The 13,967-nt window shown below is 49.3% G+C and carries 12 protein-coding genes; 9 read left to right on the plus strand and 3 right to left on the minus strand.

Annotated features, from left to right (window positions below; translation table 11 throughout):
- Positions 1-114: 114 nt before the first annotated feature.
- The 3 genes from ACW6QF_RS13860 (at position 115) to ACW6QF_RS13870 (ending at position 4,979) form a co-directional block, all read left to right on the plus strand.
- Positions 115-2,424 carry a S9 family peptidase gene (locus tag ACW6QF_RS13860; protein ID WP_456088257.1) on the plus strand — a complete coding sequence of 770 codons (2,310 nt, stop codon included), beginning with the start codon at positions 115-117 and terminating at the stop codon, positions 2,422-2,424.
- 31 nt (positions 2,425-2,455) lie between these two features.
- On the plus strand, positions 2,456-4,300 hold the full coding sequence (locus tag ACW6QF_RS13865; protein ID WP_456088258.1) for a mechanosensitive ion channel family protein: 1,845 nt from the start codon (positions 2,456-2,458) through the stop codon (positions 4,298-4,300).
- 109 nt (positions 4,301-4,409) lie between these two features.
- Positions 4,410-4,979: a copper resistance protein NlpE gene (locus ACW6QF_RS13870; protein WP_298550765.1), complete on the plus strand. Its 570-nt coding sequence runs from the start codon at positions 4,410-4,412 to the stop codon at positions 4,977-4,979.
- Between the two features lie 99 nt (positions 4,980-5,078).
- On the opposite strand, the gene ACW6QF_RS13875 is transcribed toward ACW6QF_RS13870, so the two are convergent.
- Entirely contained in the window at positions 5,079-6,296 is a 1,218-nt protein-coding gene (locus tag ACW6QF_RS13875; protein ID WP_456088259.1) for an aminopeptidase C, read from the minus strand.
- A gap of 133 nt (positions 6,297-6,429) precedes the next feature.
- On the opposite strand from ACW6QF_RS13875, the gene proC reads away from it, so the two are divergent.
- A complete protein-coding gene (proC, locus tag ACW6QF_RS13880) occupies positions 6,430-7,236 on the plus strand; it encodes a pyrroline-5-carboxylate reductase (protein WP_298550769.1) in 807 nt (268 codons plus the stop codon).
- A gap of 303 nt (positions 7,237-7,539) precedes the next feature.
- On the opposite strand, the gene ACW6QF_RS13885 is transcribed toward proC, so the two are convergent.
- On the minus strand, positions 7,540-8,967 hold the full coding sequence (locus tag ACW6QF_RS13885; protein WP_298550771.1) for an OmpP1/FadL family transporter: 1,428 nt from the start codon (positions 8,965-8,967) through the stop codon (positions 7,540-7,542).
- Between the two features lie 266 nt (positions 8,968-9,233).
- Between ACW6QF_RS13885 and queC the strand changes: the two genes are divergently transcribed.
- The 3 genes from queC (at position 9,234) to ACW6QF_RS13900 (ending at position 11,287) form a co-directional block, all read left to right on the plus strand.
- On the plus strand, positions 9,234-9,896 hold the full coding sequence (queC, locus tag ACW6QF_RS13890; RefSeq protein ID WP_298550773.1) for a 7-cyano-7-deazaguanine synthase QueC: 663 nt from the start codon (positions 9,234-9,236) through the stop codon (positions 9,894-9,896).
- A gap of 32 nt (positions 9,897-9,928) precedes the next feature.
- Positions 9,929-10,393: a preQ(1) synthase gene (gene queF / locus ACW6QF_RS13895; RefSeq protein WP_298550775.1), complete on the plus strand. Its 465-nt coding sequence runs from the start codon at positions 9,929-9,931 to the stop codon at positions 10,391-10,393.
- 114 nt (positions 10,394-10,507) lie between these two features.
- Positions 10,508-11,287, plus strand: a complete 780-nt coding sequence (locus ACW6QF_RS13900; RefSeq protein WP_298550777.1) for a 3-keto-disaccharide hydrolase — start codon at positions 10,508-10,510, stop codon at positions 11,285-11,287.
- Positions 11,288-11,352: 65 nt separating this feature from the next.
- Here the strand turns inward: ACW6QF_RS13900 and ACW6QF_RS13905 are convergent, their stop codons facing one another.
- Positions 11,353-13,176, minus strand: a complete 1,824-nt coding sequence (locus ACW6QF_RS13905) for a DNA polymerase III subunit gamma/tau (protein ID WP_456088260.1) — start codon at positions 13,174-13,176, stop codon at positions 11,353-11,355.
- Positions 13,177-13,247: 71 nt separating this feature from the next.
- Between ACW6QF_RS13905 and ACW6QF_RS13910 the strand changes: the two genes are divergently transcribed.
- Both ACW6QF_RS13910 and ACW6QF_RS13915 read left to right on the plus strand, forming a co-directional pair.
- The gene (locus ACW6QF_RS13910; protein WP_298550781.1) at positions 13,248-13,553 is read left to right on the plus strand and encodes an FtsB family cell division protein; all 306 of its coding nucleotides are present in this window, start codon (positions 13,248-13,250) and stop codon (positions 13,551-13,553) included.
- Entirely contained in the window at positions 13,554-13,883 is a 330-nt protein-coding gene (locus tag ACW6QF_RS13915; protein ID WP_456088261.1) for a hypothetical protein, read from the plus strand. It begins immediately after the preceding gene.
- The last annotated feature ends 84 nt before the right edge of the window (positions 13,884-13,967 follow it).

The following is a 13,967-nucleotide window of genomic DNA, read 5'->3' on the forward strand; positions in this document are numbered from 1 at the left end:
TATATAGATTTGAGGCTCTAAGTTAATTATTTTTTCTTTCATAAAAACATTTTTTTGCCCATCTCGCAAAACATTCCGTTATTTGCACACGGATAATTATAAAAACTAATATACATGAAACTAAACAAACTCATTCTTCCGGTAGCGTGCATCCTGCTGGCCGGAAACGTAAGCATGGCACAGGTAATCATGCCGTGGGAAAACCGGACGGATACGGACGGCGATCCGTTTGCACAAAGCGAAACGGCCGCAGTAAAGGGCAAACTCCATTTGGAAGATGTCGTCGGAGGACGGCTGGTGCAGACAAAAGGGATCGGCGCCATGACATGGATGAAGGACGGCGAACGGTATAGCCGGATGGAACCGAACGCCGAGACAGGCGGCATCGACATCGTCGCCTATCGCGCCAAAGACAACCGGCGGGAAGTCATCATTCCCTCCTCCATGTTTATCAGCAAAGAGACCGGAAAACCGATTGCCATCCGCAGCATCTCCTGGAGCGCCGACAATGGGAAGGTCTTGATCTATAACAACACGAAGCGGGTATGGCGTTACGACACGCGGGGCGACTACTGGGTGCTGACACTGAAGGACGGGACCTTGCGCCAGTTAGGGAAGGGACTGCCCGAATCGTCGATGATGTTTGCCAAATTCTCGCCTGACGGGACACGTGTGGCTTTCGTCTCGAACAATAATATATATGTAGAAGATATCGCCTCCGGCCGGATCACGCAGCTGACTCATGACGGGAGCCAGACGATCGTGAACGGTACGTTCGACTGGGTGTATGAAGAAGAATTCGCTTGCCGCGACGGTTTCCGTTGGAGCCCGGACGGACAATATATCGCCTATTGGCAGAGCGATACCGAGGGAACAGGCGTCTTTGATATCATCAACAATGTAGATTCCATCTACCCGACCATCCTGCATTTCCCCTATCCGAAGGCAGGATGCACGAACTCGGCCGTCAAAGTCGGCTATGTGTCTGCTTCAGGAGGCGTGCCGACCTGGATCGAAATCCCCGGTGATCCGCGGGGCAACTACATTCCCCGCATGGAGTTTATCCCCGGAAGCAACGAACTGTTCATCCAGCAGATGAACCGTCCGCAGAATACGAACAAAGTCTGGATCGCCCGCATCGGCAGCGCGAAACCCGAAAATATCTTCACTGATACCGATGCAGCCTGGTTAGACACGAACGATAACATCCAATGGCTGAAAGACAACACCTGGTTCACCTGGGAAAGCGAACGCGACGGTTGGCGCCACCTGTACCGCATCAGCCGGGACGGGAAAGAGATCGTGCCTGTCACGAAAGGCGACTTCGATTATATCTCGCCGGTCGGGACGGACCTGCAAAAGGGACTGGTTTATTTCATCGCATCTCCCGATAATTTCACGCAACGGTATCTGTACAGCGCCGAACTCTTCGGCAAGGGCGAAGTGAAACGCCTCAGCCCGATGGACCAGCCGGGACAACACCGCTACACGATGTCGCCCACCGGGAAATGGGCGGTCCATACCTATAGCAATGCGGCGACTCCTTCGGTGATCGACATGGTTTCCTTCCCCAAGCACCAGTCCGTACGGGTGATAGAGGACAATGCAAAGGCACGCGAACAATATGCCGCACTGGGACTGAACCCGAAAGAGTTCGTCAAAGTGACCTCCGGCGATCTCGAACTGGATGCCTGGATGATCAAGCCGGTCCATTTCGATCCGGCAAAGAAATACCCTGTTATCATAGAGGTCTATGGCGAACCGGCCAGTTCGACCGTACAGGACGTATGGGGAGGCGGCGACCTCTGGAACCAGTATGTCGCCAACCTCGGATATATCGTGGTCAGCATCGACAACCGGGGAGCCAACACACCGCGCGGCCGTGAATGGCGCAAATGCATCTATGGCGAAGTCGGCACGTTCGCTTCCGAAGACCAGGCACGAGGCATCCAGGACATGGCACGCCGTTATCCGTTTATCGACGCGTCCCGTATCGGCATCACCGGATGGAGCGGCGGCGGAAGCCAGACGCTGAACTCCATGTTCCGCTATCCGGATGTCTTCCACACGGGGATCGCCATCGCTTTCGTTGCCGACCAACGTACCTACGACACGATCTACCAGGAACGGTATATGAACACGCCGCAGAACAACCCGGAAGGGTATCGCAAAGGTTCCCCGATCACATACGCATCCGGCCTGAAAGGGAATCTGCTCCTGATACACGGGACGGGCGACGATAACGTCCATTATCAGAACTGCGAGATGCTGGTCAACGAGTTGGTGAAGCATGGCAAGATGTTCAGCCAGGTCAGCTACCCGATGCGCAGCCACGGCATTTACGAACGTCCGGGCACGACCTTGCATCTGCGGATGACGATGGCCAAATACTGGCTGGACCATCTGCCCGCCGGAGGTAAATGATAGAACAGGATCCATCTAACAGAAGTTTGACATGAAACAATTACCGGTTTATTTCCTGATCCTCATCGGGATATTTGCCACCAATGCCCAAGCCCAGGCTCAACTGATCGAGAAAGCGGAACAATTGCTCCAGACTGCGACAGGCGAGCCTCGGCCCGATTCTCTTCCGCCCGCCGCAGCCGATACGTTGAGCGTCGAAGAACTGCACAGGCAGGATTCGATCCGCATCCAGGAGATGGCGCTCCAGTTGCAGGAGATGAAGCTGAACGAGATCGTCCTCCGCACCGAGCTCGACAATGTCCGTAACCTGAACCAGACGTCCGACTCGCTGAAAAGAGCCGAACAACGCCGCAGCATCGATTCGTTGCGGGCGCTTACCCCCGGTGTCCCCGTCTTAGTGGACGGCGACACGCTGTTCACGCTCTATGCCAAGAGAGGCGGGCACTCAGCCCTCGACCGTGCGGATATGATCAACGATATCCTGATGAAGATCGGCAAGGACAGAAGCCTGCACCGTGATTCCGTCCACACGCTGGAAAGCGAATACTACATCGATATCATGTACGGCAACAAGGTGATCGTCAGCATCACCGACCAGGATGCGCTTTGGCAAGGCACGTCGCGGCGGGAACTGGCCGAACAGTATGCCCCTGTCCTGGCCGCCAAGATCAAGGACCTGAAAGAGGAGCACAGCCTGTTGCAGGTAGCCAAGCGGGCCGCTTTGTTCGTGTTGGTGCTGGCAATACAATATCTGCTGTTCCGGCTGACGAATTTCCTGTTCCGCAAGCTGCGCCGGCAGATCATACGCTTCAAGCAGCAACGGCTGAAACCGATCATCATCCGCGACTACGAGTTCCTGAACACGCACCGGCAGGGACGGATCCTGATCTTCTTCAGTAACCTCCTGCGGTACATCGTGCTGCTGATACAGTTGATGTTCAGTGTCCCGATGCTGTTCGCCATCTTTCCGCAGACGGAAAAGCTGGCGCTGAAGATCTTCCTCTATATCATGGAACCGATCAAGATGGTGCTGAAGTCGATCGTGGAATACATACCGAACCTGTTCATCATCCTGGTGATCTGGTACTGCATCAAGTATATCATCAAAGGCCTGCAGTATATTGCCAATGAGATCGAGAACGAGAAGCTGAAGATCACCGGGTTCTATCCGGATTGGGCGCAACCGACATTCAATATCATCCGCTTTCTGCTCTATGCGTTCATGATCGCGATGATTTATCCCTATCTGCCGGGCTCCAATTCCGGCGTGTTCCAGGGGATTTCGGTATTTGTCGGCCTGATCATCTCGCTCGGTTCCAGCACGGTGATAGGGAATATCATTGCCGGACTTGTCATCACCTATATGCGTCCCTTCAAGCTCGGCGACCGCATCAAGTTGAACGATACGACCGGCAACGTGATCGAGAAAACTCCATTTGTCACCCGCTTGCGTACCCCCAAGAATGAAGTCGTGACGATACCGAATGCTTTTATCATGTCATCCCATACGGTCAACTACAGTGCTTCGGCACGCCAGTTCGGGCTGATTATCCATACGACGGTCACGATCGGCTACGACGCTCCCTGGCGACAGGTCCACCAACTGCTGATCAATGCGGCACGCAGCACGCACGGAGTCCTGGAACATCCGAAGCCGTTCGTACTGGAAACAGAACTTCAGGACTACTATCCTTGTTATCAAATCAATGCTTACATCAAAGATGCCGACCAACTGGCGCAGATCACTTCCGACCTGCACCAGAACATCCAGGATATCTTTAATGAGGCAGGCGTAGAGATCATGTCGCCTCACTATTTTGCCGGACGTGACGGAAGCGCCACCACGATCCCGGAAGACTACCTGAAAAGTAAATAAAAGTTCATTTTATCTGAAATAGTTAAAAAGACCCTCTGCAAAAACAAAATGCAGGGGGTCTTTTGTTATATCTCCAAAAGTCACTAAATCTCTAAATAAAAAGCACAAAATGAAAAAGTATTTTATCGCAGTAGCAGCACTGGCATTTTTGGCTGCATGTAACGGGAAGGCTGCAAAAGACACTCCCGTGTTGGTTGAAGAAGAAAGTATTGCCGTCGCCGAAGCAGCTCCCGATGCTCCTTCCCTGCCGGAGTTGCCGGTAGTAAAGGCCAAACCGGCTAAACCGATCAATATGCGCGACTCCTTGAAACTGGATCCGAAAAAGGGTGCAGTCGTACAGAAAAAATATAAAGGGACTGTTCCGGCAGCCGATTGTCCCGGTATCGTTTACGACCTGACTTTGTTCTATCAGCAAGATAGCGACGACGGCGTTTACGAACTGGACGCCACTTACCTGGAAGCTGAAAACGGCAAAGACCAGACATTTACTTCTACCGGCAAACGCCTGGTGAAAAAAGGGACTCCTGCCGATGCAAGCGCAATCGTATATGAACTGATCCCAAGCGATGGCAGCATGGTCTTTTATTTCCTGGCAGAAGGGGATAGCCTGACCATGTTGAACCAGGAATTACAAAAAGCCGCCTCCGACCTTAATTATACGCTAAAACTCGTACAATAATCGATACATCTTCACAGCACATCTTTGTATAAATAGAAAAGAGGCCTCCGATAGCAATCGGAATGCCTCTTTTTTAATTCTTAATTCTTAATTTTTAATTTACTTAATTCCCAACTTACCCTTGATCGCTTTGGGAAGCGCATCTTTGTGAACGACGATGTTCATAGTCTTGTAGCGCACGAATGCTTTGGATGCATACCAGATGCCTTCATACTTGTTGGAAGTACCCCAAGAGTTCTTCACCATGTAATATTCGTTGCCTTCCTGGTCTTTAGCGATACCATAGATCTGCATACCGTGGTCATCAGTCGTTTCGTAGTTGTCATAAGCCAACTGACGTTCTTCCTGTGTACACCATTTCTGCGGTTGGGGCTTCGTATTCAGTTTCTTTTCTTCCGGTTTCAATTTCAACCAATGGGCCATATCGGAACCGCTCAGTTCCTGAACCTTTTCATTATCAGGCATAACAGCAACACCGTCACGTGTAAAGCCGGATTCGCTCACATCAGCCCCCCAGGCAATCGTGTAGCCGGTATTGATAGCATTGTCGAACACTTCCATCAATTCGTCGATAGGCAAGTTGTAAGACAATCCATGACGCCAGTTGTCCTGGACTTCGATCGGGAATTGGGTATAGAACGGACGATGCGTATAAGAAGTCAGGGACACATAGTCGGAAGGATTCAAACCGGTAGACTTATAGAAAGACTGCGGTGTGTATTCCTTGCCTTTATAAGTAAACTTCTCAGGAGCCTTGCCCAAATAAATCTCGTGAACGGCAGCCACCGCTTTCTTCCACAACATGGCGTTATTTTCATCCGATTGCAATTTACGCAGTTTGCCTTTGGCTACGGCAGCGACCATTGCATCCGTAAGGGCGGAAAGTTCGGTATGGTTGCTCAACGTATCGCCGTACATCACACCCGGACGCATTTCTTCTTCCGGAACCAGGCCGAAAGCCTCCATTCCATACATCACGTCATAGAAAGAACCGCCTTGTGAAAAGGAAACGTCTCCGTGGGTACGCACAGCAGCATCCGCACGATCGAGATAAGTGTTGTAAACCGTAAACATCTCGGATAAATCATATTCACCCTTTCCCATACGGAGCAATTCCGATTCCAGGAATGCCATTGTAGAATAACACCAACAAGTTCCGGCGCGATTCTGGTTCTTAATCGAAGTGATCGGATTCTCCTTTACTGTCGTAAAAACAAACCCTTCTTCCTTTTCTTTCTTCTCTGATTCTTGTGCATGGATTGTTGCGGACATCGTCATGGCGAACAGCATCCCCGCTGCAATAATTGTCTTTTTCATGTAATTCTATTTATATTATGTTATTAGATTAATTTTGAAAGGCAAAGATACGATTAAATTGACAATGAGCAATGGACAATTGACAATTTAAGCTGTATCTTTGCCAGACATAACAACTGTAACAGAAGAAAACATGAAGATCACAATTATCGGTGCCGGGAATATCGGCGGTGCCATAGCACGGGGATTGGCTAAAGGCCATATGTTTAAGGCATCGGACATCACTTGCACGGCACAATCGGAAACGACTTTGGAGAAAATGAGGAATACGAATCCGGATTTCGTCCTCTCGCTGGACAATGTAGAAGCGGTCAAAGGCGCCGACATCATCGTCATTGCCGTGAAACCCTGGCGCGTGGAGGAAATCATCGACCAGATCAAAGGCATACTCAACTACGACAAACAAATCATCGTTTCCGTTGCCGCAGGTATCACCTTCGACCTGTTGAACACCTATCTGACCAAAAACACGGGGTTCGACGATTGCTTGGTCACTCCGACTATTTTCCGTATCATGCCGAATACGGCGATCGAAGTGCTTAGCAGCATGACTTTCGTAGCTGCCCGTAATGCGTCCAAGGAGCAAACGGACTTGATCATTACCATCTTCAACGAATTGGGGAATGCGATGTTGGTCGAGGAACGCCTGATGTCTGCCGGAACGGCTTTGGCTTCCAGCGGGATTGCATTCGCCCTGCGCTATATCCGCGCTGCCATCGAAGGGGGGGTTGAATTGGGCTTTTACCCGAAGCAGGCACAGGAAATCGTCGTCCACACGGTGAAAGGGGCCGTCGACCTCTTATTGGAAAACAAAAGCAATCCTGAAATGGAAATCGATAAGGTAACGACTCCGGGAGGTATCACCATCAAGGGATTGAACGAAATGGAACTCTCCGGCTTCACATCCTCCGTCATCCGGGGGCTGAAGGCAAGCAAATGATGGGATCTATCAATCATGCCCATCTTCCGGCTTTCTACACCCGGATGTTGCCGTTCTCTACACCCCGATGTTCGGGACGGCTACACCCGGATGTACAGAAAAGCCATATATGTATCACCCGAACACTGATAAGAGAGTGTGATATATATGTGATACAGGAGTGATACATAAATCCGGCATGTATCACTCCTGCATCACATATATATCAACGTTCACAAGAGAAAGTGTGATAGAGTGACAGAGGATTCGGCAGAAACGGCATGAACCCTCCGGCCTCACCCTATAATCAGTTCAAATGTCAGATCAGAAAGCGTACGATACGCCGATAGCAGGCATCAAGGCGACAGTATCATAATGTCCGCCGAACGTACGGGGCTGTCCCAACAGATCCAGATCCGTATAAGAGCCGTCACGTCCGAAGCCGGTCACATAAGAGAAAGCCACATCCACCGAAAAGTTTGTCAAGGGACGGAAACTCAAACCGGCTGTAATCCCCAGCTTGTTCATACTCGGAGTTTCAGGATTCAGATAATCGTCCTCAACAGGAGTTTCGTCCAGGTAAGCTCCCAAGCGCACATCCAAACGGCTGGTAGCAGCAAACTGGCCGCCGATGCGATAGGTGCGAGAATTTTTATAGTGCTTCGGAGCATTGATATCATGTTTTCCCAACTCTTCAGCCGGGCTGAAGTTGACGATCAAAGAATTGTATGCTCCCCAGCCTATGAACTGAACTTCGCCAGAGAGCGTCCAACGAGCAGCAGGACAATAGGTCACACCCACGCTCCAAACACTCGGCAACGGCAGTTCGGCAGAGAAAGTCCCTTTATCCAATTCCGGGACTTCAATCTTTTCAGGTACACCGGGAAGTCCTTGCAACTGGCCCAACAATCCGTTTACCTGCTGCAACAAGCCTTTAAATTCCAACTCATTGGCATAATCCAGCGCAATGTCGCCTTCTTTTACCTTTGCCATCACTTTCGAACGATAAGATGCACCGATCGTAATCTTTTCATTCACGTCGAACATCGCACCGATATTATATCCCAAACGCACACCGGCATCCCCTTTCAGACCGACAGAAGCAGCCGATACATAATCATATTTGGCCATAACCTCTTTCAGTTGCTGCGGGATCATTGCCCCCAAAGCCGGATTCCCTGCGGTCAGCTTGCCGGCCAATCCACTCATGGCACCCGGAGCGATCAAAGAACGGTTCAAAGAAATATTGCCAAACTCCATCATCAGGCCCGCTCCGATGCTCAACCGGTCCATGATCTTCCAGGAAATCGTGGGCTGGATATTAAATGCTTTCAAAGATATATCCTGGATAAGATGGGAACCTCTCCAATCATTTCCCCAATGGATGCCGCTTCCAAAAGGAGTATTGACCATTACGCCGGCAGCCAGGTTATCATAAATCTTGAAACCGGCATAAAGATACAAAGGCGTACTGGCCTTATTATCCGTTTCAAAAGAATAATCGTCTGTCAATGATTTATATTTAGCAGTGGCAAACACTCCCGACACGCCTGCCGACAGGTCGATACTACGGTCCATAAATGCCAATCCGGCAGGGTTGAAATGCATACTTTCCGCACCCAGTTTCATTGCGACGCCTACATGCCCCATACCGGCCTGCTTCGTACTCTGTGCGTTTACCTGGTAACCTTCCGCGGCCACATACGTCATTGGAAGCATGGAAAGACATGCCAACGCGATAACTTTCTTCATAAAAACTTTATTTGTTAATACCTATTTCTATTATGCCTTCCCCGACATAAACGGCGGCAAAGATAGATACTTTTTTTAAACATTGCACATTTTTGGCAGAAATGTGCCGCACAGATTGATAAAGGTTGTGCAATCACTCCTTTCTGCCTCCTCCAATTTCCAGCTTTCAATTCTCCATTTTCAATTAAAAAAGTATCTTTGCAGGCGAAAAGGAATGTCTCCTTTTCCGTGTGCTTGCTAAACCACGTACTAAAAACAAGAAAGATATGAAACATCAAGAAGCCGCTTTGGTATGCTTCTCCGGTGGACAAGACTCCACAACCTGCCTGTTCTGGGCCAAGAAGCACTTTTCGCGCGTAGAAGCCGTATGCTTTACATACGGGCAAAAACATTCACTGGAAATAGAGGTCGCACGAAAGATCGCAGCCGATGCCTGTGTCCCGTTCCAACTGTTGGACGTGTCGTTGATCAGCCAGCTCGATCCGAACTGTTCGCTGACCAATGCCGGCATTTCAATGGACCGGGAAAAACCGGCAGACAGCTATCCGAACACGTTCGTGCCCGGGCGCAACATGGTTTTCCTGACCTTCGCCGCTATCCTGGCACGCAGCAAAGGAATCTTCAACCTGGTAACCGGCGTTTCGGAAGCCGATTTCAGCGGTTATCCCGATTGCCGCGATACATTCGTCCGCTCCCTCAACGTCACCTTGAACCTGGCGATGGACGAACAGTTCGTGATCCACACTCCCCTGATGGACCGGGACAAAAGCGAGGTGTGGGAACTGTCTGACGAGTTAGGCGTCTTCGACCTCGTACGGACCCAAACCCTCACCTGCTACAACGGCGTCATGGCAGAAGGGTGCGGCCATTGCCCCGCCTGCAAACTACGTCGCGAAGGTTTGGAGAAATATTTAAAAAGACGCCGGTAAATCATCATTTACAAGAATAAGGAACAGAAATCATGGATACAAGAAAAGATGAACACGAACTGCACCTGTTAGGCGGTTCAACTGTTTACAAACAAGATTATGCTCCGGAGGTACTGGAAGCGTTTACGAACAAACACCCCGAGAATGATTACTGGGTGCGCTTCAACTGTCCGGAATTCACAAGCCTCTGCCCTATCACCGGCCAGCCGGACTTTGCCACCATCTACATCGATTATATCCCTGATGTGAAAATGGTGGAAAGCAAGAGCCTGAAATTATATTTGTTCAGTTTCCGCAATCACGGGGCTTTCCATGAAGATTGCGTCAATATCATCATGAAAGACCTAATCCGCCTGATGGCCCCCAAATATATCGAAGTCACCGGTGTTTTCACGCCGCGCGGCGGCATCAGCATCTACCCGTATTGCAATTACGGCCGGCCGGGTACCAAATACGAACAATTGGCAGAACAACGGCTTTTCAATCATAAGCCATAAAGGACGATTTTTAAAGTATTCTGCAAAAAAACGGCAATAGGGTAACTACCGTATTGCCGTTTTTTATACATTTGCAAGCAATAAATTCTAAACCTAATATAAAAAATTTAGACCATGAACAAAAGCATTACAATGAAGACTGCTTTGGCAGCTCTCGCTTGTACAGCCTGTATCAGTGCAAGCGCACAAAAACAGTACCCCGAACAGGAAAAGATGAAACCGGGGATGTCCGAATACTGGACACCGCAACCGAAAGTAGTCACTCCGGGTGACATCAAAACAAACAGCGCTCCTTCCGACGCCATCGTCCTGTTTGACGGGAAGGACCTCTCAGCTTGGGAAACACCTAAAGGCGGACCGGCCGAATGGATTGTAAAGAAAGGAGTCTTCACTGTAGACAAAAAGAAAGGAGACATTCAGACAAAACAAAAGTTCGAGAACTTCCAGCTGCATATCGAATGGTGCGTACCTGAAAACATCACCGGCACAAGCCAAGGACGCGGCAACAGCGGTATCTTCCTGCAAGACATGTATGAGATCCAAGTATTGGATTGCTACAACAACGAGACATACGTGAACGGCCAGACCGGCAGTATCTACAAACAAACGCCTCCTCTGGCAAATGCCATGCGCAAACCGGGCGAATGGAATGTCTACGATATCATCTATTCCGCTCCTATCTTCAAGGAAGACGGCACTTATCGTGTTCCGCCACGTGTTACGGTCATTCAGAATGGCGTCGTATTGCAGAATAACACGACCATCCTGGGTACTACGGAATATATCGGTTTCCCGAAAGTAGTAAAACATGGTGCAGGCCCGATCCGCTTGCAGTCTCATGGCGACCCCAGCGAACCGATCAGTTTCCGTAATATTTGGATCAGGGAAATGTAAATAATGGATAATTGGCAATTGACAATCAATCAGAAGTAAATCTTAAATTGTCAATTGCCAATTGCTCAGTCGAGCGTTAGATTAAACTCGTCCTTCAACTTAGCCAAAACCGGATTTATATTCAGCAAGTGTTCATACTTCTCTGCCGATGTATAGGCCAAATGTTTCTGATTCGTTTCATCTATACGGACACGCATCTGAATACGGGTATTCTTCAACTGCACCCGCAGATAACTCAATATATCGATACAATTGTTCGTCAACTCATCCTGCTGGCCCGGATTATGCACACAGACTTCAAAATAATAGTTATCCTGCAAGACCGGCTTACAGTTGATCATCGTATTTTTCAGATATACCTTCTTATCAATCGTAGAGGCATAAACATCCCAGTAATGTACCAATGCCTCCTGGCTGAAAGGGCTCTGCATTTCCTGCACCACGGTAGCAGTCTGCGTCGCCGCCTGCGCTTTCGGATGCTCCACCCCTATCTCTTTGATGGAAGTGCCGAACTGAGGCGGACGCGCCACTCTCTTGGGTACAGACGCCGGAGGAGCCTGCGGAATAACAGTCGGAGAAGGCGGCACATGGGTGGGAACTACCTGTTGACGGGAAGTCGCCCCGGTCATTTCCTGCGGAGATTGTACCGGGCGTTGCAAAGGAGGGGCGGATTGTACGGTGTACGTCTGAGCCGCTACAGCCTGTTGTGATTGCGGTTGGGCAGTAGCCTGCCCCGGTCCGTTGGATGCGATCGGCTCAATCAGCCCTTTTTTTTTATCATCGGCCGGTTGTCCGGCACCGCTTAACTGGCAAAGCTGGATAAGCGTAAGCTCCAGCAACAGGCGTTTATTCCGGCTGGCCCGGTAATTCAGGTCACAAGTATTTGCCAGTTCGATCGCCTTGAACAACAGCCCGTCGGAACAACGCTTCGCCATCTCCTTGTAACGTTCACGGATAGAAGCTCCCACTTCGAACAGGATCAAAGTAGCCTCATCCTTGCAAACCAGCAAATCACGGAAATGCGATGCCAGACCGGTTATGATATTCTGTCCGTCAAATCCTTTGCTCAATATATCATTCAGGATCAGGATGGCAGACCGGACATTCCCGGAAAGCATTGCATCCGTCAACCGGAAATAATATTCGTAATCCAGGACATTCAGGTTATCGATAACTGCCTGATAGGTAATATTCCCATTCGTAAAGCTGACCACCTGATCGAAGATGGACAATGCGTCGCGCATACCGCCATCCGCTTTCTGGGCAATCACATTCAGGGCTTCCGGTTCAGCCGTCACCCCTTCGCAGGAAGAGACGTATTCCAGATGTTCCACCATATCGGCAATCGAGATACGCGAAAAGTCGTATATCTGGCAACGGGACAGGATAGTCGGCAGCACCTTGTGCTTCTCCGTCGTCGCCAGAATGAACAAGGCATGATGGGGCGGTTCCTCCAAAGTTTTCAGAAACGCATTGAAAGCCGCCGAACTCAACATATGCACCTCATCGATAATAAAGACCTTGTATTTTCCGATAGGAGGCGGAATGCGCACCTGGTCGATCAGGGCACGGATGTCGTCAACCGAGTTATTGGAGGCGGCATCGAGCTCGTGGATATTATAAGAACGCTGCTCGTTGAAGGCCTTGCAGGATTCGCATTCGTTACAGGCTTCTCCGTCGGCAGTCGGATTCAGGCAATTGATCGTCTTGGCAAAGATACGGGCACAAGAAGTCTTACCCACTCCACGAGGGCCGCAAAAGAGGTAGGCATGAGCCAGCTTGTTACTTTGTATTGCATTTTTAAGTGTAGTTGTCAAGGACTTCTGTCCTACCACACTACGAAAAGTAGAAGGACGGTATTTCCTTGCCGATACAATATAATTATCCATTCTCTGCTTTTTTATTAACAAGACAAAGATAAACAAAATAATTCATTTACCTTTGCAAAAACGAAGTTCCTATGTCACGCATAAAAGACTTTTACAACAAGTATCTATCCAGGATCAATGCCTATTGGCTGGTAACCATCGTGTTCTTCGCTCTGACATTTGCAATGGGCGATAGCAGTCTGTATAAGCGTTATACCTATGATGAAAAGATCCGCAGCCTGGAAAAGGAAATCAAGCATTACCAGAAGGAGATCGAAATCAACAGCAAAAAGCTGAACGATCTGCATACGGATAAGGAAGGCCTCGAACGTTTTGCCCGTGAAGAATATTTCATGAAAAAGTCGAACGAGGATGTGTACATTATTAAGAATAAATAAATGAACGAAAAAGCAAGAACAATCGTTTTCAATATCTCCGCCTTGCTGTTACTCGCCGGTGCGGGATTATATTTAGCATTGCCGGTAATAGCTCCTTACCTGTTCGCCGTCGGGGCGGCCGGCATAGCGGTCAGTTACCTGACAATGCCTACCAAGGATATGGATTTTCGCAGACGCAGGTTGCACCGTTACAATATATTTGCGGGATTGCTGTGCATATTCGCTTCCGCCCTGATGTTCAGCGGACGGAAAGAATGGGTGATCTGCCTGACCATTTCCGCCTTGCTTCAGCTATACACGGCATTTGTCGCCCCTAAAAAAGAAAACTAAAGGCGAAAAATACCTACATATAGTTAGAAGCATTGTCAAAATGGCAATTACAGGAACAATCAAATTACCTAAAATCCGCGATTG

The sequence above is a fragment of the Parabacteroides sp. genome, from assembly GCF_977054455.1.